Source organism: Segnochrobactrum spirostomi (assembly GCF_009600605.1).
Classification (GTDB): domain Bacteria; phylum Pseudomonadota; class Alphaproteobacteria; order Rhizobiales; family Segnochrobactraceae; genus Segnochrobactrum; species Segnochrobactrum spirostomi.
On sequence record NZ_VWNA01000001.1, the window covers coordinates 3,349,362 to 3,371,983 of the forward strand.

At 67.5% G+C, this 22,622-nt stretch carries 23 protein-coding genes; 10 read left to right on the forward strand and 13 right to left on the reverse strand.

Translation table 11 applies throughout. The annotated features are described in order from the left end of the window. Position 1: 1 nt before the first annotated feature. A complete protein-coding gene (locus tag F0357_RS15145; RefSeq protein ID WP_153483666.1) occupies positions 2 to 247 on the reverse strand; it encodes a hypothetical protein in 246 nt (81 codons plus the stop codon). 126 nt (positions 248 to 373) lie between these two features. Between F0357_RS15145 and F0357_RS15150 the strand changes: the two genes are divergently transcribed. The 4 genes from F0357_RS15150 (at position 374) to F0357_RS15165 (ending at position 1,903) form a co-directional block, all read left to right on the forward strand. Beyond that, positions 374 to 622: a metallothionein gene (locus F0357_RS15150; protein WP_153483669.1), complete on the forward strand. Its 249-nt coding sequence runs from the start codon at positions 374 to 376 to the stop codon at positions 620 to 622. Further along, positions 619 to 1,044, forward strand: coding sequence for a VOC family protein (locus F0357_RS15155; RefSeq protein ID WP_153483672.1), 426 nt, complete (start codon positions 619 to 621; stop codon positions 1,042 to 1,044). The genes F0357_RS15150 and F0357_RS15155 overlap by 4 nt, the downstream gene beginning before the upstream one ends. A gap of 72 nt (positions 1,045 to 1,116) precedes the next feature. Then, a complete protein-coding gene (locus F0357_RS15160) occupies positions 1,117 to 1,482 on the forward strand; it encodes a PRC-barrel domain-containing protein (protein WP_153483675.1) in 366 nt (121 codons plus the stop codon). Positions 1,483 to 1,489: 7 nt separating this feature from the next. Continuing rightward, entirely contained in the window at positions 1,490 to 1,903 is a 414-nt protein-coding gene (locus F0357_RS15165) for a hypothetical protein (RefSeq protein WP_153483678.1), read from the forward strand. Positions 1,904 to 1,934: 31 nt separating this feature from the next. On the opposite strand, the gene F0357_RS15170 is transcribed toward F0357_RS15165, so the two are convergent. The 8 genes from F0357_RS15170 to F0357_RS15205 all read right to left on the reverse strand — a co-directional run bounded on the left by F0357_RS15170 (position 1,935) and on the right by F0357_RS15205 (position 11,705). Beyond that, a complete protein-coding gene (locus F0357_RS15170; RefSeq protein ID WP_153483686.1) occupies positions 1,935 to 3,551 on the reverse strand; it encodes an ABC transporter ATP-binding protein in 1,617 nt (538 codons plus the stop codon). Continuing rightward, positions 3,548 to 3,982 (reverse strand): type II toxin-antitoxin system VapC family toxin, encoded by a 435-nt coding sequence (locus tag F0357_RS15175; RefSeq protein WP_153483689.1) that lies wholly within the window; start codon positions 3,980 to 3,982, stop codon positions 3,548 to 3,550. The genes F0357_RS15170 and F0357_RS15175 overlap by 4 nt, the downstream gene beginning before the upstream one ends. Then, a complete protein-coding gene (locus F0357_RS15180) occupies positions 3,979 to 4,218 on the reverse strand; it encodes a hypothetical protein (protein ID WP_153483692.1) in 240 nt (79 codons plus the stop codon). Before F0357_RS15180 ends, F0357_RS15175 begins: the two co-directional genes overlap by 4 nt. Positions 4,219 to 4,293: 75 nt before the next feature. After that, on the reverse strand, positions 4,294 to 5,496 hold the full coding sequence (locus F0357_RS15185) for an ABC transporter permease (RefSeq protein ID WP_153483695.1): 1,203 nt from the start codon (positions 5,494 to 5,496) through the stop codon (positions 4,294 to 4,296). A 4-nt stretch (positions 5,497 to 5,500) separates the two neighbouring features. Beyond that, a complete protein-coding gene (locus F0357_RS15190; protein WP_153483697.1) occupies positions 5,501 to 6,610 on the reverse strand; it encodes a microcin C ABC transporter permease YejB in 1,110 nt (369 codons plus the stop codon). An 88-nt stretch (positions 6,611 to 6,698) separates the two neighbouring features. Further along, positions 6,699 to 8,618 carry an extracellular solute-binding protein gene (locus F0357_RS15195; RefSeq protein WP_153483699.1) on the reverse strand — a complete coding sequence of 640 codons (1,920 nt, stop codon included), beginning with the start codon at positions 8,616 to 8,618 and terminating at the stop codon, positions 6,699 to 6,701. Further along, complete coding sequence (locus tag F0357_RS15200; RefSeq protein ID WP_153483701.1) at positions 8,615 to 10,543, reverse strand: extracellular solute-binding protein; 1,929 nt, start codon at positions 10,541 to 10,543, stop codon at positions 8,615 to 8,617. Before F0357_RS15200 ends, F0357_RS15195 begins: the two co-directional genes overlap by 4 nt. Positions 10,544 to 11,054: 511 nt before the next feature. Beyond that, entirely contained in the window at positions 11,055 to 11,705 is a 651-nt protein-coding gene (locus F0357_RS15205; RefSeq protein ID WP_153483703.1) for a c-type cytochrome, read from the reverse strand. Positions 11,706 to 11,989: 284 nt separating this feature from the next. Here F0357_RS15205 and F0357_RS15210 point away from each other — a divergent pair, with 284 nt between their 5' ends. Next, entirely contained in the window at positions 11,990 to 12,727 is a 738-nt protein-coding gene (locus F0357_RS15210; RefSeq protein WP_153483705.1) for a 3-deoxy-manno-octulosonate cytidylyltransferase, read from the forward strand. A gap of 56 nt (positions 12,728 to 12,783) precedes the next feature. Further along, on the forward strand, positions 12,784 to 13,677 hold the full coding sequence (locus tag F0357_RS15215) for a prephenate dehydratase (RefSeq protein WP_153483707.1): 894 nt from the start codon (positions 12,784 to 12,786) through the stop codon (positions 13,675 to 13,677). A gap of 68 nt (positions 13,678 to 13,745) precedes the next feature. Here F0357_RS15215 and hemF read toward each other — a convergent pair whose 3' ends face one another. Then, positions 13,746 to 14,666, reverse strand: a complete 921-nt coding sequence (gene hemF, locus F0357_RS15220; protein ID WP_153483708.1) for an oxygen-dependent coproporphyrinogen oxidase — start codon at positions 14,664 to 14,666, stop codon at positions 13,746 to 13,748. A gap of 243 nt (positions 14,667 to 14,909) precedes the next feature. On the opposite strand from hemF, the gene F0357_RS15225 reads away from it, so the two are divergent. Beyond that, positions 14,910 to 16,763: an ABC transporter ATP-binding protein gene (locus F0357_RS15225; RefSeq protein WP_208948357.1), complete on the forward strand. Its 1,854-nt coding sequence runs from the start codon at positions 14,910 to 14,912 to the stop codon at positions 16,761 to 16,763. On the opposite strand, the gene F0357_RS15230 is transcribed toward F0357_RS15225, so the two are convergent. Beyond that, positions 16,764 to 17,222, reverse strand: a complete 459-nt coding sequence (locus F0357_RS15230) for a tRNA (cytidine(34)-2'-O)-methyltransferase (protein ID WP_153483710.1) — start codon at positions 17,220 to 17,222, stop codon at positions 16,764 to 16,766. 358 nt (positions 17,223 to 17,580) lie between these two features. On the opposite strand from F0357_RS15230, the gene petA reads away from it, so the two are divergent. The 3 genes from petA to F0357_RS15245 are packed head-to-tail and all read left to right on the forward strand — an operon-like array spanning position 17,581 to position 20,373. Next, positions 17,581 to 18,141 carry a ubiquinol-cytochrome c reductase iron-sulfur subunit gene (gene petA, locus F0357_RS15235; RefSeq protein WP_153487046.1) on the forward strand — a complete coding sequence of 187 codons (561 nt, stop codon included), beginning with the start codon at positions 17,581 to 17,583 and terminating at the stop codon, positions 18,139 to 18,141. A 19-nt stretch (positions 18,142 to 18,160) separates the two neighbouring features. Further along, entirely contained in the window at positions 18,161 to 19,432 is a 1,272-nt protein-coding gene (locus F0357_RS15240) for a cytochrome b (RefSeq protein ID WP_153483711.1), read from the forward strand. Between the two features lie 53 nt (positions 19,433 to 19,485). Then, positions 19,486 to 20,373, forward strand: coding sequence for a cytochrome c1 (locus F0357_RS15245; RefSeq protein WP_153483713.1), 888 nt, complete (start codon positions 19,486 to 19,488; stop codon positions 20,371 to 20,373). A 115-nt stretch (positions 20,374 to 20,488) separates the two neighbouring features. Here F0357_RS15245 and F0357_RS15250 read toward each other — a convergent pair whose 3' ends face one another. Continuing rightward, complete coding sequence (locus F0357_RS15250; RefSeq protein WP_153483715.1) at positions 20,489 to 21,436, reverse strand: GDP-mannose 4,6-dehydratase; 948 nt, start codon at positions 21,434 to 21,436, stop codon at positions 20,489 to 20,491. A 183-nt stretch (positions 21,437 to 21,619) separates the two neighbouring features. Next, positions 21,620 to 22,591: a GDP-mannose 4,6-dehydratase gene (gmd, locus tag F0357_RS15255; RefSeq protein WP_153483717.1), complete on the reverse strand. Its 972-nt coding sequence runs from the start codon at positions 22,589 to 22,591 to the stop codon at positions 21,620 to 21,622. Positions 22,592 to 22,622 lie beyond the last annotated feature (31 nt).

Here is a 22,622-nt window from a genome sequence, read left to right on the forward strand (position 1 = left end):
ATCAGCCGGTGCCCGTTTCGACGTCGTCGGTCGCTCCGTCGGGCAGGGTCCCTGCGCCCGGGGTCGAATCGTGGTTTGTCAGCGATTCCGTGGCGTGCGGCCCGGCCGCCGGCTGCTCGGCGGCGTCTGTGGGCCGTCCCGGGGCGGGGTGCTTGTTCCGGTTCGGTTCGGTCGATCGGTGCTCGGCTTGGGGCTGGTCGGTTGCGGCAGGCGCGGGCTTGGCGCGGACGACGGGCTTTCTGGTCATCGGTGTCTCCTTCTCGAAGGGCGTCTGAGGGCGAACGCCGGAAGAGGACGCCGGTTCGAGCGGGGGGGAACGCGACGGGGTTCGATCCGTTGGGTCTTCATCTCGGACACAAGAGGAGACCCGATCATGGCCCGATGCGACGTCTGCGGGAACGACTACGACAAGACCTTCGAAATCCGGACCGCGGGGATCGGCGACGCCCCCAAGGTCATGACCTTCGACAGCTTCGAATGCGCCATCGAGGCGCTGGCGCCGCGGTGCGGCCATTGCGGTTGCCGCATCATCGGGCATGGTGTCGAGAGCGCGGCGGGGATGTTCTGCTGCGCCCATTGCGCCGCCCACGACGGCGGGACCGACTTGAGGGACCGCCAATGACGATCAACGCGCCGCCGCTCCACGGCATTCTCGAGACCGCGCTCTATGTCGCCGATCTCGGCGCCGCGGCGGCGTTCTATATCGACGTCGTCGGCCTGCCCGTGCTCTACCGCGACGAGCGCCTCGCAGCCTTCGGGGTGGGCGGACGAGACGTGCTCCTGCTCTTTCTCGGCGGCGCCTCCAGCCAGGAGATGCACCTGCCGGGAGGCACGATCCCGCCACACGACGGCGCTGGACGCATCCACATGGCGTTCGCCGTCGGCGCTGACGATCTCGCCGCCTGGGAGACCCGGCTGACGGATGCCGGTGTCGCGATCGTAGGCCGCACCGCGTGGCCGAGCGGTGGACACAGCCTCTATGTTCGCGATCCGGACGGGCACCTGATCGAGTTCGCGACGCCGGGGATATGGACGTTCCCTTGAGCGCGCCCCGGAACGAAGGCGGGTGCTTCCCGTTTTCCCCCCATCGCGGGGGCGTCAGAACGGGAGACAACGATGGACCACCACGAGGAAACCACCAACCTGATCGCCGGCGGCAAGGTCTCCGGCACCGAGGTCTATAACGGCGCCGGCGAGCACCTCGGCCAGATTCACGACCTGATGGTCGACAAGCGCAGCGGCAAGGTTGCCTATGCGGTGATGTCGTTCGGCGGATTTCTCGGCATCGGCGAGAAATATCATCCGCTGCCGTGGTCCACGCTCGCCTATGACGAGCGCCAGCGCGGCTACATCGTGAACCTGACCAACGACCAGCTCAAGGGCGGTCCGGCCTATGCCGATGACCTCGAGCCCGAGTGGGACCGCGACTACGAGAGCCGCGTTCACGGCTATTACGGCGTGCGCCCCTATTGGGACCAGTGAGGGCGTCATGAACGACAACGATCAGGCGCGCCGGCCGGATAGGCCGGCGCAAGGCGCGGCGTCTTCCGAGCAGGAGGCGATCTGGCGCGCGGGGCGGATGGTGGCACCTCCGCAGCAGCCGGAGGCGACCGTCGGCGAGCCGCGGCTCGGGAATGTCGGGCGGAGGATCTTGGGCGGCGCCGACGATCCGGAAGCGGAGGTCTACGGCGAGCCGAACGGACCCCGCCCGCCGCAGATCACGGTGCTGCCGAAGGATGTCATCGACGCGCCGCCGGCGGCGCGGAACGAGACTGCCCACGGCGATCCCGCATTCGATGACGGCCAGGGCCGTTATGGCCCGCGTGACACGGGGCCGGCGGAAGCGAACACCCCGCGGCGCGCCGGCTTCATTCCCGGCGGCCCGTCCGACGAGGACAACTGACGCCGGGAGGGTCATCGGCCTCCCGTATCCGTTAGGCCGCCGCCTGCATCGCGAAGGCCGCGGCGATCAGCGCCTTGGTGTAATCCTCGCGCGGGCTTCGGAAGATGTCCTCGGTCGGTCCGCGCTCCACCACCTTGCCGTCGCGCATCACCACGACCTCGTTGGCGAGCGCGCGCACGACCTTTAAATCATGGGATATGAAGAGGTAGGCGAGGCGTCGCCGGCGCTGGATGTCGCGCAAGAGATCGACGACCTGGGCCTGCACGCTCATGTCGAGGGCCGAGGTCGGCTCGTCGAGCATGAGGAAGCGCGGCTCGAGCACGAGCGCGCGGGCGATGGCGACGCGCTGGCGCTGGCCGCCCGAGAACTCGTGCGGATAGCGATGGCGGCTCGCCGGATCGAGCCCGACCTCTTCGAGCGCCCCGATCACCTTGCGATCGCGCGCGGCGGCGTCGAGGCTGCGGTCGTGGACGAGGAGCCCTTCGGCGATGATGTCGCCGATCGGCATGCGTGGCGACAGCGAGCCGTAGGGGTCCTGGAAGACGATCTGCATGTCGCCGCGCAGGGGCCGCATCGCCGCCCAGGAGCGGGTGTCGATCGCCTCGCCGCGGAAGCGGATCGCCCCCTTCGACGAGATGAGGCGCAGCAGCGCGAAGCCGAGCGTGGTCTTGCCCGAGCCGGATTCGCCGACGACGCCGAGCGTCTGGCCCTCGCGCACGGTCAGGTCGATACCGTCCACCGCCTTCACATAATCGACGGTGCGGCGCAGGAATCCCTTCTTGATCGGAAACCAGACCTTGAGATCGTCGGCCTCGACGACGACCGGCGCGGTCGGCTCCGGTGCCGGCGGCGCGCCCTTCGGCTCGGCCGCGAGGAGATGGCGCGTATAGGGGTGCTGCGGCGCGGCGAACACGTCGGCGACGGTGCCGCTTTCGACGATCTCGCCGTTCGTCATGACGCAGACCCGGTCGGCGAGGCGGCGCACGATGCCGAGATCGTGGGTGATGAACAGGATGGCGAGGCCGAGCCGCGCCTGAAGATCCTTCAGGAGTGCCAGGATCTGCGCCTGCACGGTGACGTCGAGCGCGGTGGTCGGCTCGTCGGCGATCAGGAGGTCCGGCTCGTTGGCGAGGGCGAGGGCGATCATGACGCGCTGACGCTGGCCGCCGGAAAGCTGATGGGGATAGGCGTCGAGGCGCTTTTCCGGGTTTTGGATGCCGACCGCAGCGAGGAGTTCGAGCGTCCGCGCCCGTGCCGCCCGCTCGCCGAGGCCGCGATGGACCCGCAGCACCTCGCCGACCTGTGCGGCGATGGTGTGGACCGGGTTGAGCGAGGTCATCGGCTCCTGGAACACCATGGTGATGTCGTTGCCGCGCACCTTGCGCAGCTCCGCTTCGCTCGCGGCGAGGAGATCCTGGCCCTTGAACAGGACCGAGCCGTTCGGATGGAACGCCGGCGGATAGGGCAGGAGTTTGAGGATCGACAGCGCCGTCACCGACTTGCCCGAGCCGGATTCGCCGACGAGCGCCAGCGTCTCGCCGCGGGCGAGGTCGAACGAGACATGCCGCACCGCCGTGCGCTCGCCGTCCTCGCTGCGGAAATGGACCGAGAGATCGCGGACCGACAGAAGGGGCGTGGTATCATTCATGGGATAAACCCCGCGGCAATGGTCTCGAGATCGGCGACCGGGAGGGGCGCGCTGCGGAGGCGTTTGTCGGCGGTGACGATCGTCGAGCAACCGGATAGGACGGCGGTTGCGATATGGATGGCGTCGGGCGTCTTGGCCGCGCTTTCGGCTCGGATGAGCGCGGCTCTTATGAGGATCACCCGGGATACCGGCACCACGTCGAGACCGGTTCTCGCTGTCAAAAGCGCCTCGTAGGACGCCGCGAGGTCCGGCTTGCCGGCTTGATAGGGTCCCACCATCAATTCAAGCAGCGTCAGCTCGCTCGTCACGACATTGACCGCGCCGGCATCGATGGCACGGGCGAACAAATCGGCGGCCGCGTCCGGTGCGCCGGACGGCCTTTCGACGACGCGGATGAAAATGTTCGTGTCCGCGTAGAGGCGTACGCTCACGGCTCGTCGCGATCCCACTCGTCCCGAAGGGCGCGCACCGCGGCGACGGCATCCTCCGTCGCGCCATGGATTGGGGGAAGCGCCCCGATGAGCGAGGAGAAGCTCGCCAGCGGCTGCGCTTTCGCATCGCTCTCGGTCTCGATCGTGATGTGCACCACGGCTCCGTCGGGCAGGCCGTCCCGCAGGTCCTCGGGCAGTCTGGACACCGGATAGGCCGTTCGCACCACCCTCGTCATCGCGCGCGATCCTCCTGGGAAGTGCAGCGATCCTATCACATTCGCCGCGCCGCCGCTCCTGTCCGACCATCCTCCTCATCTGAGCGTCTTTCGCGGGTCGAAGGCGTCGCGGACGGCTTCGCCGACGAAGATGAGGAGCGACAGCATCGCGGCGATCACCACGAAGCCGGTGATGCCGAGCCAGGGGGCCTGGAGGTTGTCCTTGCCCTGCGACAGAAGCTCGCCGAGCGAGGGGGAGCCGGGCGGCAGGCCGAAGCCGAGGAAGTCGAGCGAGGTGAGCGTGGTGATCGAGCCGTTGAGCAGGAACGGCATGAAGGTCAGCGTCGCCACCATCGCGTTCGGCAGAAGATGGCGCAGCATGATGGTGACGTTGCCGACGCCGAGGGCGCGGGCGGCGGTGACATACTCGAAATTGCGCGCCCGCAGGAATTCGGCGCGCACCACGCTGACGAGGCTCACCCACGAGAACAACAGCAGGATGCCGAGCAGCACCCAGAAGCCGGGCACCAGCACCGAGGAGAGGATGAGCAGGAGATAGAGCGTCGGGATCGAGCTCCAGATCTCGATGAAGCGCTGGAACAGGAGGTCCGTCCAGCCGCCGAAATAGCCCTGCACGGCGCCGGCCGCGACGCCGACGACCGAGGACAGGATGGTCAGCACGAGGCCGAACAGCACCGAGATGCGGAAGCCGTAGATCAGCCGGGCGAGCACGTCGCGGCCCTGGTCGTCGGTGCCGAGCCAGTTCCAGTTCCACATCGTGCAATTGGGATCGGAGACCCCGCCCGGCATCTGGCTGCACCGGGTCTCGCGGTCGAGCTTCCACGAAGGCGGCGCCGGGGCGGGCACCGGGATCTCGTTGTTCACCGTCGAATAGGAATAGCGGATCGGCGCCCAGACGATCCAGCCGTTGTCGCGGATCTCCTTCTGGACGTAGGGGTCGCGATAATCGGTGACGGCGAGGAAGCCGCCGAACTTCGATTCCGGATAATCGACGAAGACGGGGGTGAGGATTTCGCCTTTGTAGGAGATCAAGAGCGGTCGGTCGTTGGCGATGAACTCGGCGAACAGGCTCAACACGAAGACGACGAGGAAGATCCAGAGCGACCAATAGCCCCGCTTGTGGGCGCGGAAGACCTGCCAGCGGCGGCGATTGATCGGCGAGAGAGTGAAGCCGCGCGCGGGCGCGCTGGTGGGTGGCGGCGGCGCGCCGGGTTCGGCGGGCGGCGCGAGCCCGGCCGGTTCGGCGATGGTGTCGGCGGGGGAGAGGACGGGATTCATCGGCTCACACGTCCCGCGTCTCGAAGTCGATCCGCGGATCGACCCAAGTATAGGTGAGGTCGGAAATGAGGCCGAGGATCAGGCCGACCAGGGAGAAGATGTAGAGGGTCGCGAACACCACGGGATAATCCCGGTTCACCACGGACTCGAAGCCGAGCAGGCCGAGCCCGTCGAGATTGAAGATGGTCTCGATGAGGAGCGAGCCGGCGAAGAACGACGAGACGAACGCGGCCGGGAAGCCGGCGATGACGATCAGCATCGCGTTGCGGAAGACATGGCCGTAGAGGATGCGCCCTTCGGTCAGGCCCTTCATCCGCGCCGTCGTCACATATTGCTTGCGGATCTCTTCGAGGAACGAGTTCTTGGTCAGCAGCGTCGTGGTGGCGAACGCCGAGAGCGACATCGCGGTGATCGGCAGGACGAGGTGCCAGAGATAATCGACGATGCGGGCCGGCCACGAAAGCTGCGCCCAGTTGTCGGAGGTGAGCCCGCCGAGCGGGAACCAATCGAGGAACGAGCCACCGGCGAACAGCACCACGAGCAAGACGGCGAACAGGAAGCCCGGCACGGCGTAGCCGATCACGATCGCGACCGAGGTCCACACGTCGAAGCGCGAACCGTCGCGCACCGCCTTGGCGATGCCGAGCGGGATCGAGATGCCGTAGGAGATCAGCGTCATCCACAGGCCGAGCGAGATCGAGACCGGCATCTTCTCCTTGATGAGGTCGATCACCGAGATGTCGCGGAAATAGCTCTCGCCGAAGTGGAACGTGCCGTAATTCTTGAGCATCAACAGGAAGCGTTCGAGCGGCGGCTTGTCGAAGCCGAACTGCTTCTCGAGCTGGGCGACGAAAGCGGGGTCGAGGCCCTGGGCCCCGCGGTACTTGAGGGCGCCGCCGCTGGTGCCGCCCTGGGCGCCGGCCGGCGTGCCGGCGAAATCGCCGCCGCCACCGGTGACGCGGGCAGTGGCCGAGACGCCGGTGCCGTTCAATTGGGCGATCACCCGTTCGACCGGCCCGCCGGGTGCGAACTGCACCACGAGGAAGCTCACCGCCATGATGCCGATCAGGGTCGGGATCATCAGCAGGATGCGGCGCGCGATATAGGCCATCATCGGCGGGTCGGGCTCCTGGGAGGGGACATCGCGTCTCCTGAAAGGTCCATCCGGACGTTCATCTGTCGGGCCTTCATTCGTTCGGCGCTCATCCGTTGGGCCGGCCGATCGCCGCGGCGCGAGCGGCGTCGAACCACCAAAGCGTCTCCGGCGGCCAACCGTAAGCGGGCGGCGCCGGCGGGCCGCCGAACAGGTCCCAATAGGCGACCGTGTAGGTGGCACGGAACCAGTTCGGTACCCACGGCCGGATCGCGCGCAGCACCCGGTCGAGGGCGCGGCCGGCATTCGTCATGTCCTCGCGCGTCGGCGCGTTGATCATGGTGGCGACGAGGGCGTCGACGACCGGGTCCGCAATGCCGGCGAGGTTGTAGCTGCCGTCCTGGCGCGCGGCGGCGGAGGTCCAGAAGGTGCGCACCTCTTCGCCGGGCGTCGGTGAGAGCGAGTAGCGCGCGCCCACGACGTCGAAATCGAAGGTGTCCTGGCGGCGCTGATATTGCACCGGATCGATGATGCGCTCGGCCGCGGTGATGCCGATGAGCTTGAGATTGCGGATGAAGGGCTGGACGATGCGGCTCGTGGCGCCGTCGTTCTCCAGGAACTCGATCGTGAACGGCGCACCGCTCGCATCGACGAGGTTGCCGCCCTGGCGCTTCCAGCCGGCGGCCTCCAAAAGCTCCGCGGCGCGGCGCAAGAGCTTGCGGTCCTGACCCGACCCGTCGGACACCGGCGCGGTGATCGCGGGCCCGAACACCTCCTTCGGCAGCGCCGCGCGATGCGGCTCGAGGAGGGCCAGTTCCGCCGCGCTCGGCTCGCCCTCCGCCATCATCGGCGAGTTCTGGAAGAACGATTGGGTGCGCTGATAGAGCCCGTAGAACAGCGTCTTGTTGGTCCACTCGAAATCGAAGCAGAGACCGATCGCCTCGCGGGTGCGCGGATCGGCGAAGGCGGGCCGGCGCATGTTGAGGAAATAGCCCTGGGCGCCGGCCGGCCGCTGATCCGGCAGCGCCGCCTTCTTCACCCGGCCGTCGCGGGCGGCGGGAAAGTCGTAGCCCGTCTCCCACGTGCGCGCGACGAACTCTTCGCGGAACGTCACGTCCCCCTTCTTCAGGGCTTCGAACGAGACCTGGCGGTCGCGGTAGAAGAGGACGCGGATGACGTCGAAATTGAAGGTGCCGCGGTGGACCGGCAGGTCGCGTCCCCACCAATCGGCGACGCGTTCATATTCGATGACGCGCCCGGCCTCGACCCGACCGACCTTATAGGGGCCGGAGCCGAGCGGGGGCTCGAGCGTCGCCGCGCCGAAATCCCGCGTCGCGTACCAAGCCTTGGAGAAGATCGGGAGCTGCGCGAGCGACTGGGGGAGCTGGCGGGTCTGCCGGCCGGTGAAGCGCATCGTCACGGTCTTGGAATCGTCCGCCGTGACCGACACCACCTCGCGGGTGAGCTCCGTGATCTGGGGATGTCCCTTTTCCTTCAGGATCGTGACCGAGAAGACGACGTCGTCCGCGGTGAGGGGCGAGCCGTCGTGGAAGGTGAGGCCGTCGCGCAGGCGGAACCGCACGGTGTTGCCGCCGTCGAGGATTTCCACGCTCTCCGCGGCCGCGCCGTAGACGGCGTCCGGCTCGTCGAGCGCCCGCTCCATCAGCGTCGCGAAGCAGAGCTCCATCCGCGGCGGGGCGTCGCCCTTGAGGACGAAGCTGTTCAGCGTGTTGAAGGTCTGCGGGTTCTGATTGTAGACCCAGTAGGGCGGCATGAAGATCATCCGCCCGCCCTTCGGTGCGGTCGGGTCGACATAGCCGAAGGCTTTGAAATCGGGCGAATATTTCAGGTCGCCGAAGACCGAGAGGCCATGCCGCGGACCGGCAGGCACCGGCGCCGCGCTCGCGGTGCCCGCAGCCGAGGTGTCCGCGGCGAAGGCCGGGGCACGCGGCAGCCACGCCGCGGCGAGTGCCGCCGCCGACAGTTCGAGGACGGTGCGGCGGCTCGGGCCGCCGGACGCGCCGTTCATTGCGGGGCCCGCCCGATCTTGGCGGCGAGCGCCTGATCGTACCACCAGATGGTCGGGAAGCCGGTCGAATATTGCGGCAGCGGATCGGGGTGGGCGAACCGGTTCCACCGGGCGACGCGCGACGCCGGCAGGGTCCAGCCCGGGACCACATAATCGTTGGCGAGCAGCACCCGGTCGAGCGCGTGGGTGGCGGCGACGAGGTCGTCGCGATCCTTGGCGTAGATCACCTTGTCGATGAGCTTGTCGACCGCCGCATTCTTGATGCCGGCATAATTTTGCGAGCCGTCCTCGTCGGCCGAATCCGAGCCGAAGAAGCCGCGCTGCTCGTTGCCCGGCGACAGCGATTGCGGCCAGCCGCCGTAGATGAGGTCGAAATCGTGGGAGCGGACACGGTTCACATATTGCGAGGAATCGACGGTCCGCAGCGTCAGATTGATGCCGATGCGCGACAGCGCCTGCTTGAACTGCAGGCCGACGCGCTCGAAGGTCGGGCCGTTGATGAGGAACTCGGCGGTGAAGGGCTGACCGGTCTTCACGTTGACGAGCTGACGGCCCTTGAGCTCCCAGCCGGCGGCCTGGAGCAGATCGAGCGCCTTCTTTAGGTTGTCGCGCTCGGCATCGACGTCGGGGGCAGTGGGATTGGAATAGGGCGTGGTGAACACGCTGTCGGGGATCGTGCCCGGCGGCACGGACGCCTTCACCTCGTTCAGGATTTCGAGCTCGCGGCCGGTCGGCAGGCCCGCGGCGGCGAGGTCGGTGCCGTAGAAGTAGCTGTTGATGCGCTGATATTGGCCGAAGAACAGGATCCGGTTCATCGATTCGAAATTGAGCGCGAGGTTGAGCGCGCGGCGCACCCGCGGGTCCTGGAACTCGGCCCGCCGCAGGTTCGGGATGAAGCCGACCATCACGCCGGAGCCGCGGGTCGGGAACATCTCGAGGACGACCTTGCCGTCCTTCACCGCGGGGAAGTCGTAGGCGGTCGCCCAGGTCTTGGCGGAGGCCTCGACCCGCCAATCGAACTGATCGGCCTTGAAGGCCTCGAGTTCGGCGACGTCGTCGCGATAATAGTCGTAGCGGATCTGGTCGAAATTGTTCGTGCCGACGTTCACCGGCAGATCGCGACCCCAATAATTCGGATCGCGCTCGTAGGTGATCGAGCGGCCGGGGACCATCGTCTTGATCTTGTAGGGGCCGGAGGCGAGCGGCGGCTCCAGGCTGCCGGCGGTGATGTCGCGCTTGCGGCCCTTGGCGTCGGTGCCCTCCCACCAATGCTTCGGCATGACGAGAAGCTGGCCGACGATCTGCGGCAATTCGCGGTTGCCGGCCTGGTCGAAGGTGAAGGTCACCTCGTTCGGTCCGGTCGCCGCGGCCGACTTCACGTGGCGATAATAGAATTGCTGCTGCGGATTGTTCTTGGTCAGCACCTCGAACGACCACACGACGTCCTCGGGCGTCACCGGCGTGCCGTCCTGCCATTTGGCTTCGGGGCGCAGGTGATATTTCACCGAGGAGAAGTCCGGCGGATAGGACAGCGAATCCGCGAGCAGCCCATATTCCGAATAGGGCTCGTCGAGGCTCGACGTCGTCAGCGTGTCGTAGAGGAGGCCGAGACCGTCGGCGAGATTGCCGCGCGGCACGACGAAATTGAACGTGTCGAATGTGCCCTCGGCGGAGAGGCGCACCAGGCCACCCTTCGGCGCGGTCGGATTCACATAATCGAAGTGCTTGAAGTCGGCTGGATATTTCGGCTCGCCGACGAGCGCGGTGCCGTGCCGCCATTTGACGTCCGCCGCATTCGGTGCGGCCGCGTTGGTCCCCGTGGCGCCGGGCGCCGGGGAGGCCGGAGTCTGGTCCGCTGCGAACGCGGGGGCGGCGGAAAGGGCGCACGCCAGTCCGAAAACGAGCGCCGGAAGAAGTCGAGCCATGCCGTGCCTTTGATCCTGAGCCGGTGGGGCGATCGTCGCCCGCGTCGGTTGCTCCCGGATATTATGGGGGCAAATGCGGCGCCGTCACCGGTTCCGGGCAGGATGGAGAAAATTTAAGGCCGGGGCAGGGGTTGGGGAGAGGCGAGGGAGCTCGACGGCGGTGGGGCACGAGTGGCCGCGTCGGTGGGTGTCACGCGCATAAGAAGGATGCGCGCGAATCTCTCGGCGCTCCGTCAGAGGGCGTGCGGATAAGAACGGCGCCGCCGTCCCTTCTCCCCGCTGGCGGGGAGAAGGTGGCCCGGTAGGGCCGGATGAGGGGCCTACGATAGCCCTCATCCTATTGCTGGATTTGCGAAATTCCCCTCATCCGCCCCTTCGGGGCACCTTCTCCCCAGCGGGGAGAAGGGGGACGCGGCCCATGTCTCGCATGGGAACGCGTCTCACATGAGGGCACCTATGAAGCGGCCCGGCAACACGCTCGATCATCGATCGAGGCGAGACGCCGCCGCGATCAGGGCTTCGGCGCGGTGCCGTCCGCGGGCTTCGCGGCATCGGCGGGTTTCGCCGCGCCGTCGGCCGGCTTGGCGTCGCCGCCGGCGGTCTGCTCCACGGGCGGGAGCGGCACCGGGCTGTCGGACAGGGTCCGCAGATAGGCGATGAGGTCGGCGCGCTCCTGGTCGTCCTTCACACCGGCGAAGCCCATCGCCGTGCCCTTCACGAAGCCCTTCGGGTTCGTGAGGAAATGGTTCAGGTTCTCGTAGGTCCAGTGCTGCTTGCCGCCTTCGGAGAAGGCCTGCATGCCCGCCGAATAGGCGAAGCCCGCATGCTCGCCGACCGGACGGTCGACCACGCCCCAGAGATCGGGGCCGACCTTGTTCGGGCCGCCCTTCTCCAGGCTGTGGCAGGCCTGGCACTTCTTGGAGACGTTGGCGCCCTCGTTCACGTCCGCTTTGGCGAGCAGGACGGGAAGCGGAACGGCCGGAGCCGCAGGCGCGCCGCCACCGGCCGATTCGGCCGGTGCCTCCGCGACAGTGATCGGATAGCCCGGCTTCTCAGGCACTTCGCGCTCGAAGACGAGCCCGGCCACCACACCGATGGCCATTGCGAAGACGAGAGTTCCGAGGATGGCGCCGCTTATTTTGTTTATTTCGAATGTGTCCATCACGTCTCGCTTTTTCCGGGCGCCCCACCCCCTCCCAGAGGCAGTGACGTCGAAAGACGTATGATGAGTTGAGTAGGTAAACGCTTCAACTCGCCCCTGTCCATGCCTATAAGCGTTCCAAGGCGTGAGACAATTCGACACCGACGGCGGAGAGCCGAAACGGACGCGAAGGCTCGAAGCGCCTCTGCCGCCGCATCAATCTCCCGATCCGGCTTCCGTTCCCCGGGCCTGCGCGCACCTCGTCGAGAGCCGTGCCGTTGCGCTCCGCAACCCGTTCGCCTGCGATGTCCTCCCGTCCGCTCCTGCTTATTCCCGCCCGCCTCGCCTCGACGCGGCTGCCCAACAAGCCGCTCGCCGACATCGCCGGCAAGCCGATGATCGTCCACGTGCTCGATCGCGCGCGGGAGGCCGATCTCGGACCGGTGGTGGTCGCCTGCGACGATGCCGGCGTCGCCGAGATCGTCACGGCCGCGGGCGGCTTCGCCGTGCTGACGCGGGCGGATCACCCGTCGGGCTCGGACCGCATCTTCGAGGCGATCGGTCGGTTCGACCCGGACGGCCGTCATGACGTGATCGTGAACGTTCAGGGTGACCTGCCGACCATCGAACCGGCACCGATCCGGGCTGCCGCGGCGCTCCTCGCGGACGAAGACGTCGCGATCGGGACGCTCGCCGCCGAGATTCGAATCGAGGCCGAGCGCACCAACCCGAACGTCGTGAAGGCGGTCGGCACCGAGATTGCCCCCGGCCGGCTCCGCGCACTCTACTTCACCCGGGCGACCGCTCCCTGGGGCGACGGCCCGCTGTTCCACCACATCGGCCTCTACGCCTATCGCCGGGCCGCGCTCGAACGCTTCGTCGCCCTGCCGCCGTCCCCGCTGGAGCGCCGCGAGCGCCTCGAACAATTGCGCGCGCTCGAGGCCGGCATGCGCATCGACATCGCGGTGGTGGACACGGTGCCCCTCGGGGTGGATACAGCCGACGATCTGGAGCACGCCCGCGCGGCGCTCCGGAGCCGATGATCCCGCCGTCGCCCTCATCCGAGAGCCGCACGGCGCCTAGAGACGAGACGAGACCGATGTCGAACCCGAAGCGGGTGGCCTATCAGGGCGAACCCGGGGCCAATTCCCACATCGCCTGCCACGAGGTGTTCCCGGACTACGAGGCCGTTCCGTCGGCCACGTTCGAGGATTGCTTCGCCGCCCTCGAATCGGGCGCGGTCGATCTCGCGATGATCCCGATCGAGAACTCGGTCGCCGGCCGCGTCGCCGACATCCACCATCTGCTGCCCCAGGCGAAGGCCTCGATCATCGGCGAGCATTTCCTGCCGGTGCACCACCAGCTTCTCGGCCTCAAGGGCTCTTCGCTCGGCGGGCTGAAGGTGGTGCAGAGCCATGTCCAGGCCCTCGGCCAGTGCCGCCGCACCCTGCGCAGGCTCGGGCTCGAGCCGGTGGTCGGCGCCGACACCGCCGGCTCCGCCCGCGAGATCGCCGAGCTCGGCGATCCGACGCGCGGCGCGCTTGCCTCCCGCCTCGCCGCCGAGATCTACGGCCTCGACATCCTCGCCGCCGACGTCGAGGACGAAGCCCACAACACGACGCGCTTCGTGATTTTCTCCCGCGAGGACAACCGCCCCCGCGTCGGCGCCGGCCCCACGGTGACCTCGATCCTGTTCCGGGTGCGCAACGTGCCGGCCGCGCTCTACAAGGCGCTCGGCGGCTTCGCGACGAACGGCGTCAACATCACTAAGCTCGAATCCTACCAGCTCGCCGGGCAGTTCTTCGCGACCCAGTTCTACGCCGACATCGAGGGCCACCTCGACGATCCGGCAGTGGCGCTCGCGGTGGAGGAGCTGACCTTCTTCTCGGCCGAATTGCGCATCCTCGGCGTCTATCCGGCCTCGCCCTTCCGCGAGACGATCCGCGAGCCGGAGGAGAACCGCGTCAACCGGCCGATGTCGGTCGGTGAATAGGGACGTGGGGCGCCGGCGCCGCTCCGCGACCGGCCGCGGCGGGCTCTCTGGCTCCGCCGCCGCTCCACTCACGGGAACGCGACGGTCGGAGGCATCGAGGAGAGGATCGCTTCGACATTGCCGCCGGTCTTGAGGCCGAACAGCGTGCCGCGGTCGTAGACCAGATTGAACTCGACATAGCGGCCGCGGCGGACGAGTTGCTCGTGGCGCTCGTCCTCCGTCCAGGGCTTGTCCCAGTTCGCCCGCACGATCGCGGGATAGATCGCCAGAAAGGCCTCGCCGACGGCGCGGGTGAAGGCGAAATCGGCGCTGCGGTCGCCGCTGTCGAGATAATCGTAGAAAATGCCGCCGATGCCGCGCGGCTCGTTGCGGTGCTTCAGGAAGAAATAATCGTCGCACCACGCCTTGTAGCGGGCGTAATCGGCGACCGGGTGGGGCGCGCAGGCGCCTTCCATCGCGGCGTGGAAGGCCCGCGTATCCGGGTCCTCCTGGGTGCGGCGCCGGTCGAGCATGGGGGTGAGATCGGCGCCGCCGCCGAACCACGCCCGCGTCGTCACCACCATCCGCGTGTTCATGTGAACCGTCGGGATGTGCGGGCTCCAGGGGTGGGCGATGAGCGAGATGCCCGACGCCCAGAAGCGCGGATCTTCGCTCGCGCCCGGCATCGCGGCGCGGAATTCCGGCGAGAATTCCCCGTGCACGGTCGAGATGTGGATGCCGGCCTTCTCGAACAGCCGTCCCTTCAGGATGCCCATTTCGCCGCCGCCACCCGGTTCGCCCGTCCAGTCGGTGCGTGCCCATGGGCTGCGGACGAAGCGGTTCGCCGGCTGATCGGCGACCCCCGCCACGCCCTCCGCCTCGGCCTCGAGGGCGTCGAAGGCGGCGTGGAGGCGATCACGCAGGCTCTGGAACCAGGCCTTCGCGGCGTCCTTCGCGGGTTCGATCTCGCCGAGCGGCGTCGGCGCGCGGGCGCCCTCTTTGTCGGCCATCCGTCTTCTCCCGGCTCGGATCGCCGCAGCCTCCGCGGCACCTGTCTCAGAACGCTTCCAATCGGCCCGACGCCGCGCCGTCAAGGGAGGACATCGCACGCGGGGCTGTTCGGGACGATCGGTCTCATCGCGCGGGGCCCGCGAACGGCACTCGCGCAGAACTTAAATTCGTCCGGCTGATCCATCAGCTATAGGAGACGTCACGCGGGCGGGGCCATGCCTCGCGCCCGGTCGGAGATCGACATGCGTATCGTTTCCTGGTTCGAGTCCCGTATCGATCCCTTCCGGGTGCCGCCCGAGGGGACGCCGCCGCCGGGGCTCGGCGCGTTCTATTGGTATTTCGTTCGTCAGGCCGGACCGTGGTTCCTCGCGGTGCTCGCCGCCGGCGCGATCGTCGCGGGCGTCGAGGTCTCGATGTTCCGCTATGTCGGCGCGATCGTCGATGTTCTCGGCAAGACGAGCCCGGAGCGCGTCTTCATCGAATATGGCCCGACGCTCGCCTGGATGCTCGGCGTCGTGCTGTTCGCCCGCCCGCTCGCCACCGCCCTGCACGATCTCGTCGTGCGGCAGGCGATCGTGCCGCAGTTCACGGCCCTGGTGCGCTGGCAATCGCACCGCCACGTGATCCGCCAGAGCCTGTCCTTCTTCCAGAACGATTTCGCCGGCCGGCTGTCGAGCCGCGTCATGCAGACCGGGCCGGCCTTGCGCGAATCCGTCGTCAATGTGGTCGATGCGCTGTGGTTCGCCGGCATCTACGCCGGCAGCGCGCTCCTCCTTTTCGCCCAGGCCGACCTGTGGCTCGCGACGCCGCTGTTCCTTTGGGTGATCGGCTACGTCCTCGTGCTGCGCTGGTTTGTGCCGCGGCTGCGTGGGCTCTCGAAGTCGGTGTCCGAAGCCAATTCCCTGCTCACCGGCCGCATCGTCGACGGCTACACCAACATCGCGACCGTCAAGATGTTTGCCCACGCCGAGCGGGAGGAGGTCTATGTCCGCGAGGCGATGGACGCCCAGCTCGGCGCGTTTCGCCGGCAATTGCGGGCGATCACGGCGATGACGCTGTCGATCGCCGTGCTCAATTCGTTGATGCTCGGTGCGACCGGGACGGTCGCAGTGCTGCTCTGGCAGGCCGGATCGGTCGGTCTCGGCGCCATCGCCTTCGCGACCGGGCTCGCCATCCGCATCGTCAACATGTCCGGCTGGATCATGTGGGAGGTCAACGGCATCTTCGAGAATGTCGGGCAGGTCCAGGAGGGCATGATGACGATCGCCAAGCCCCTGACCGTCGTCGACAAGCCCGACGCCGTGCCGCTCGCGGTCTCTCGCGGCGAGGTGCGCTTCGAGCGCGTTCGCTTCCACTACGGCAAGGGCTCCGGGATCATCGATGAGCTGTCGCTGTCGGTGCGCCCCGGCGAGCGTGTCGGGCTCGTCGGACGCTCCGGCGCCGGCAAGTCGACGCTCGTCAACCTCCTCCTGCGCTTCCACGATCTCGAAGGCGGCCGGATCCTCATCGACGGCCAGGACATCGCCGGCGTGCGGCAGGAGAGCCTGCGCGCGGCGATCGGCGTCGTCACCCAGGACACCTCGCTCCTGCACCGCTCCGTGCGCGACAACATCACCTACGGCCGTCCCGATGCCGATCAGGCGGCGATCGAGGCGGCGGCGGCGCGCGCCCATGCCGGCGAGTTCATCGCGAGCCTGGTCGATCCGGCCGGCCGGCAGGGCTACGACGCCCATGTCGGCGAGCGCGGGGTGAAGCTCTCCGGCGGACAGCGCCAGCGCATCGCCATCGCCCGCGTGCTGCTCAAGGACGCGCCGATCCTGATCCTCGACGAGGCGACCTCGGCGCTCGATTCCGAGGTCGAGGCGGCGATCCAGGAGGACCTCGAGACGCTGATGGTCGGCAAGACGGTGATCGCCATCGCCCACCGGCTCTCGACCATCGCCCGCATGGACCGCCTCGTCGTGCTCGATCGCGGGGCGATCCTCGAGGAGGGGCGTCACGACGAGCTGATTCGCCGCGGCGGACTCTATGCGGACCTATGGCGCCGCCAGTCGGGCGGCTTCCTCGGCGGCGGAAACCGCGGCGAGGCAGCCTGATCAGACGGCGAGGCCGCCGGTCTGGCGCAGCGCCTCGCCGAGGATCATGCCGGCGGCGACGGCGACGTTGAGCGACCGCAGGCCGTTGTGCATCGGGATCGTAACGCGGGCGTCGGCGGCGTCGTGCACGTCGTCGGGCACGCCCGCCGATTCCCGTCCGACGAGCAGAATGTCGCCCGGCGCGAAGGCGAAGGCGGGGTAGGACGTCTCCGCCCGCGTCGTCGCGAGGACGAGCCGGCGGCCCTCGGCGCGGCGCGCGGCCTCGAAGGCGGCCCAGGACACGTGCCGTGTGATCGCCACCGCATCGAGATAATCGAGGCCGGCGCGGCGGAAGGCGCGGTCGCTGACGGGGAAGCCGGCGGGCTCGATGATGTCGACCGCGACGGCGAGGCAGGCGCACAGGCGCAGCATGGTGCCGGTGTTCTGCGGGATGTCCGGCTGGTAGAGCGCGAGGCGCATCGGCTTTCCTCGGGGATCACAAGGTGTTGGGACGATCGCCTGAAGAGCACACGCCGTCGTGAAGCGTCTTGCGACATTCGGTCCGCGCGCCGGGTCCGAGGCTGGACAAGTTCTAGCGACGATGCAAGAAAGTCTAGTACGAGGGCCGCGGTTCGCGGACTGCGCGAAGGGGGCTGATGCGATGCGTGGCACCTTTTGTGCACAACCGCGTTCGAAAGATCGGCCCCGTCCTGGAAACGCTCGATAGGCTCGTCTCGCGGACACCCTGATTCTATCCGCGAGTCGTGCTTTTCTCGATCTGCCTCGCCGGCGCCGCTTCCAGGCATTGGATACCTTCGGCATCGGGAGGAGCCTGATTTTGGCGAGCATCGAGTCATCCGAACCCACGCGGCGCGATTTTCTCTACATCGCCACCGGCGCTTTTGCGGCCGTGGGGGTGGGAGCGGTCGCGTGGCCTCTGATCGATCAGATGAACCCCGACGCCGCGTCGCTCGCGCTTGCGACGAGCGAGGTGAACGTCGCGAACATCGCCGAGGGCCAGTCCGTCATCATCAAATGGCGCGGCAAGCCGGTGGTGGTCCGCAACCGGACGGCCAAGGAAATCGACGAGGCGAAGACGGTCGAGCTCAACCAGCTCATCGATCCCGTAGCCCGTAACCAGAACCTGCCCGACGACGCCCCGGCGACCGACGCCAACCGCGCCGCGCCCGGCAAGGAGCAGTGGCTGGTGATGGTGCAGATCTGCACCCATCTCGGCTGCGTGCCGCTGGGCCAGCAGGGCGACTACGACGGCTGGTTCTGCCCCTGCCACGGCTCGCAATATGACAGCGCGGGCCGCGTCCGCCACGGGCCGGCGCCCATGAACATGGAAATCCCGCCCTACAAGTTCACCTCCGATTCCGTGATCACGATCGGCTGACCGGACAGGAGCGCGCACAATGGCTGGACATTCCACCTACGAGCCGCAGCACCCCGCCGCCAAATGGCTGGAGAGCCGGCTGCCGATCATCGGGCTCCTTAAGGGGCAGGCGATCGATTTCCCCACCCCGAAGAACCTCAATTATTGGTGGACCTTCGGCGGCATCCTCGCCGTCATGCTGGTGGTGCAGATCATCACCGGAATCGTCCTCGTGATGCATTATGCGCCGAACGTGCTCATCGCGTTCTCCGGCGTCGAAGGCATCATGCGCGACGTGAATTACGGGTGGCTCTTGCGCTACCTGCATTCGAACGGCGCCTCGATGTTCTTCGTCGCCGTCTACATCCACATCTTCCGCGGGCTCTATTTCGGCTCCTACAAGGAGCCCCGCGAGGTTCTGTGGATCCTCGGCGTGATCATCTTCCTTCTGATGATGGCGACGGCCTTCATGGGCTACGTGCTGCCCTGGGGTCAGATGTCGTTCTGGGGCGCCACCGTCATCACCAACCTCTTCTCGGCGATCCCGGTGGTCGGTGAGACGATCGTGACGTGGCTGTGGGGCGGCTTCGCGGTCGACAACGCCACGCTGAACCGCTTCTTCTCGCTGCATTATCTCCTGCCGTTCGTCATCGCCGGCGTGGTTGTCCTCCACATCTGGGCGCTCCACGTCGCCGGCAACAACAATCCGACCGGCATCTCGGTGAAGTCGAAGCAGGATACGGTGCCGTTCCATCCGTACTACACGATGAAAGACGGTTTCGCGATCATCGTGTTCTTCATCCTCTACGCCTGGTTCGTGTTCTATATCCCAAACTATATGGGCCATCCGGACAACTACATCCCGGCCGACCCGATGGTGACGCCGGCCCACATCGTGCCCGAATGGTACTTCCTGCCGTTCTACGCGATCCTGCGCTCCATCCCCTCCAAGCTCGGCGGCGTGATCGCGATGTTCGGCGCGATTGCGGTGCTGTTCTTCCTGCCGTGGCTCGACACCTCGAAGGTGCGCTCGGCCACGTTCCGTCCGGTCTACAAGATCTTCTTCTGGATCCTCGTCTGCGTCGCGGTGCTGCTCGGCTGGCTCGGTTCGAAGCCGCCCGAGGGCATCTACGTGGTGATCGGCCGGCTCTGCACCGCCTATTATTTCGTCCACTTCCTCGTGATCCTGCCGCTGCTCGGCCTGTTCGAGACGCCGAAGCCTCTGCCTGCCTCGATTTCGGAATCGGTGCTCGGCAAGCACGGCGGCGGTCGCCCGGCCGGCGCCGTCGGGGCGCCAGAGAGCAAGGGCTGACCATGATGGGCGCGGCAACCTCAGGCGAATGCACGGGGCAGGGGCGAGGGATCATGAGCGACGGATCGAACAGAGGGCGCGCGACGGTGCGCACGGGACGCGGCTTCCCCTTGCGCGCGGCCCTGGCGGCGGGGGCGATGCTGCTGGCGGCGCACGGTGCGCCGGCGCTGGCGCAAGAGCACGAAGGCCCCCATGTGCCGCGGGAGAGCTGGAGCTTCGCCGGCCCCTTCGGCCATTTTGACGAGGCGCAGTTGCAGCGCGGCTTCCAGGTCTACAAGGAAGTCTGCTCGGCCTGCCATTCGCTGAATTATGTGGCCTTCCGCAATCTCGGCCAGCCCGGCGGCCTCGGCTACAACGAGGCGCAGGTCAAGACGATCGCGTCCGAGTACCAGATCACCGACGGGCCGGATGCGAACGGCGACATGTTCCAGCGGCCGGGCCGGCCGTCGGATCATTTCCCGCCGCCCTTCCCGAACCCGGAAGCGGCCGCCGCGGCGAACAATGGCAAGGCGCCGCCGGATCTGTCGCTGATGGCGAAGGCGCGCGCGGTTCAGCGGGGCTTCCCCTGGTTCGTGTTCGACGCCGTGACGCAATATCAGGAGGCCGGGCCGGATTATATCCACGCCCTCCTGACCGGCTACAAGGACCCGCCGGCCGACATCCAGGTGCCGCCGGGCCTGCATTACAATCCGAACTTCATCTCCGGGCACTTCCTGGCGATGCCGCCGCCGCTCTCGGACGGTCAGGTGACCTATGCCGACGGTGCGCCGCAGACCGTCGATCAATATTCGCGCGACGTTGCGGCCTTCCTCATGTGGGCGGCCGAGCCGAAGCTCGAGGCGCGCAAGGAAACCGGCTTCAAGGTGATGATCTTCCTTATCGCCTTCGCCGTTCTCTTGTACCTGACCAAGAACAAGATCTGGCGCAACGTGGAGCACTGAAGGCGCGCCGGTCTTGAGCCGGCCCGCGCGAGCGCGTTCCACGTCGCACACGCAATCCCTCAGCGCCCGGGCCGATCGGCTCGGGCGTTCTGTTTTCGGGTGCAGGGACGCAGTCTCAGACGCGGTCGCGCGCGGCGGCGAGCATGTCGCGCAGGGTGTCGGCGAAATCGATCCGCGGCGCCCAGCCGAGGCTGTCGCGGATGGCCGTCGCGTCGCCGACATAGGTGGCGAGTTCGTTCGGCCGCACCAGGGCGGGATCGGTCTCCACGGTGATCTCTGCACCGCTCGCGGCGATGAGCATCTCGAGGATCGAGCGCACGGTGCGAGGCGCGCCGGATGCGATGTTGAAGATGGTGCCGCTCGGCACGTCGCCGGCCCGCGCGATCACCTCGGCGTAGCAGGCGGCCACGTCGCGGACGTCGAGGAAGTCGCGGATCACGTCGAGATTTCCGACCCGCATGACCGGCGGGACGACGCCGCGCTCGATGCGGGCGATCTGGCCGACGAAGCTCGGCACGACGAACTTCTCGGGCTGCCCCCGGCCGGTGTGGTTGAACGGCCGAAGCCGGATCACCTTGACACCACGGTTCGCGGCGGCGCCGACTGCGAGGTCCGCCGCGGCTTTCGTCACGCCGTATTCGTTCTGGGGTTCGAGAAGATCCTGCTCCCCGAGCGGCCGGCCGTGACGCGCCGCCGCGCCATAGGCGAGCCCGGTGCCAACGGAGACGAACAGACTGCCCGGCGCGTGGGCGATCAGGGCATTGAGGAGGTTCAGCGTGCCGAACACGTTGACGCGCCAAGCGCCGAACGGGTCACCGGCCGCGTCCGCGAGGCTTGTGACGCCGGCAAGATGAAGGACGGCGTGGGGGCGAAAGCGGCGGACGAGCTCGGCGGCGTCGTCAGCGGCGGTGATGTCGAGAGCGGTCGTCGCCTCACCGAGCGCGGTTGTGCCGCTCCGTTGGGACGTCGGCAGCCACTCGATATCTCCGCCGAGCCTGTCCGCGATCGCCTGCTGGGCGAAGGGCGCGACGAACCCGAGCGCGCCAGTCAGGAGAATACGCATCGGGCTTCGCCTCTCGAACGCAACAGTTCCGTCCCGCCGAGGCGGACGTCAGACCGCAACTCGGCACAATGTTAGCGTCCGGCTGGCGGCGATCCTATGGCTGATGCGCAGTTCCCCAGCACAATTCTGCCGTTGGATTTCCGGCGCATCGGGTCGACCCAGGGGGCGTGCACCCATGCGGCTTCAGCGCGACAGACGCTTCAGATCCGCCTCTACCATTTCGACGACCAGTTGCTCGAGTGTCGTCGTGGCTTCCCAGCCGAGCTTCGCCTTCGCCTTGTCGGCGTTGCCGAGCAGAACCTCGACCTCGGCGGGGCGAAGGTAACGCTCATCCATGGCGATGTGGTCGGCGGCCTTCAGGCCGACATGGCTGAAGGCGAGCTCGCAGAAGTCGCGCACCGACGTGGTGCGGCCCGTCGCCACGACATAATCGTCCGGCGTCTCCTGCTGCAGCATCAGCCACATCGCTTCGACATAATCGCGGGCGTGGCCCCAGTCGCGCTTGGCGTCGAGATTGCCGAGCAGGAGCTTGTCGGCGAGGCCGAGCTTGATGCGGGCGACGCCGTCGGTGATCTTGCGCGTCACGAACTCGATGCCGCGCAGCGGGGATTCGTGATTGAAGAGGATGCCGCTCGAGGCATGCAGGCCGAAGCTCTCGCGGTAATTCACCGTCATCCAGTGGGCGTAGAGCTTGGCGGCGGCATAGGGCGAGCGCGGATAGAACGGCGTCTTCTCGGACTGGCGCGGCTCCTGGATGAGGCCGTACATCTCCGAGGTGGAGGCCTGATAGAAGCGGGTCTTCGGCGCGATGATGCGGATCGCTTCGAGCACGTTTACGGCACCGAGGCCGGACACCGTACCGGTCAGGATCGGCTGCTGCCAGGACGTCTTCACGAATGACTGCGCGCCAAGATTGTAGACCTCGTCCGGCCTCACCGCCTCGATCACGCGGATGAGGCTGGTGATGTCGGTGAGGTTCGCGTCGTGCATCTGCACGTCCTGCAGAATGCCGAGAAAACTCAGCCGCGCCCCGATGACGTCTGCGGAGGCGCTCCGGCGCAGAAGGCCGTGAACGGCGTAACCCTTGGAGAGCAGAAGCTGGGCGAGATAGGCCCCATCCTGGCCGGTGATGCCCGTAATCAGCGCCGTCTTCATCGGCAATTGTCTCCGCAAGCGTTGGGTTGAG

Bases quoted from the DNA above. Each gene is read 5' to 3' on its own strand.
- F0357_RS15145 (WP_153483666.1), bottom strand. From the start codon at position 247: ATGACCAGAAAGCCCGTCGTCCGCGCCAAGCCCGCGCCTGCCGCAACC.
- F0357_RS15150 (WP_153483669.1), top strand. From the start codon at position 374: ATGGCCCGATGCGACGTCTGCGGGAACGACTACGACAAGACCTTCGAA.
- F0357_RS15155 (WP_153483672.1), top strand. From the start codon at position 619: ATGACGATCAACGCGCCGCCGCTCCACGGCATTCTCGAGACCGCGCTC.
- F0357_RS15160 (WP_153483675.1), top strand. From the start codon at position 1,117: ATGGACCACCACGAGGAAACCACCAACCTGATCGCCGGCGGCAAGGTC.
- F0357_RS15165 (WP_153483678.1), top strand. From the start codon at position 1,490: ATGAACGACAACGATCAGGCGCGCCGGCCGGATAGGCCGGCGCAAGGC.
- F0357_RS15170 (WP_153483686.1), bottom strand. From the start codon at position 3,551: ATGAATGATACCACGCCCCTTCTGTCGGTCCGCGATCTCTCGGTCCAT.
- F0357_RS15180 (WP_153483692.1), bottom strand. From the start codon at position 4,218: ATGACGAGGGTGGTGCGAACGGCCTATCCGGTGTCCAGACTGCCCGAG.
- F0357_RS15185 (WP_153483695.1), bottom strand. From the start codon at position 5,496: ATGAATCCCGTCCTCTCCCCCGCCGACACCATCGCCGAACCGGCCGGG.
- F0357_RS15190 (WP_153483697.1), bottom strand. From the start codon at position 6,610: ATGATGGCCTATATCGCGCGCCGCATCCTGCTGATGATCCCGACCCTG.
- F0357_RS15195 (WP_153483699.1), bottom strand. From the start codon at position 8,618: ATGAACGGCGCGTCCGGCGGCCCGAGCCGCCGCACCGTCCTCGAACTG.
- F0357_RS15200 (WP_153483701.1), bottom strand. From the start codon at position 10,543: ATGGCTCGACTTCTTCCGGCGCTCGTTTTCGGACTGGCGTGCGCCCTT.
- F0357_RS15205 (WP_153483703.1), bottom strand. From the start codon at position 11,705: ATGGACACATTCGAAATAAACAAAATAAGCGGCGCCATCCTCGGAACT.
- F0357_RS15210 (WP_153483705.1), top strand. From the start codon at position 11,990: ATGTCCTCCCGTCCGCTCCTGCTTATTCCCGCCCGCCTCGCCTCGACG.
- F0357_RS15215 (WP_153483707.1), top strand. From the start codon at position 12,784: ATGTCGAACCCGAAGCGGGTGGCCTATCAGGGCGAACCCGGGGCCAAT.
- hemF (WP_153483708.1), bottom strand. From the start codon at position 14,666: ATGGCCGACAAAGAGGGCGCCCGCGCGCCGACGCCGCTCGGCGAGATC.
- F0357_RS15225 (WP_208948357.1), top strand. From the start codon at position 14,910: ATGCGTATCGTTTCCTGGTTCGAGTCCCGTATCGATCCCTTCCGGGTG.
- F0357_RS15230 (WP_153483710.1), bottom strand. From the start codon at position 17,222: ATGCGCCTCGCGCTCTACCAGCCGGACATCCCGCAGAACACCGGCACC.
- F0357_RS15240 (WP_153483711.1), top strand. From the start codon at position 18,161: ATGGCTGGACATTCCACCTACGAGCCGCAGCACCCCGCCGCCAAATGG.
- F0357_RS15245 (WP_153483713.1), top strand. From the start codon at position 19,486: ATGAGCGACGGATCGAACAGAGGGCGCGCGACGGTGCGCACGGGACGC.
- F0357_RS15250 (WP_153483715.1), bottom strand. From the start codon at position 21,436: ATGCGTATTCTCCTGACTGGCGCGCTCGGGTTCGTCGCGCCCTTCGCC.
- gmd (WP_153483717.1), bottom strand. From the start codon at position 22,591: ATGAAGACGGCGCTGATTACGGGCATCACCGGCCAGGATGGGGCCTAT.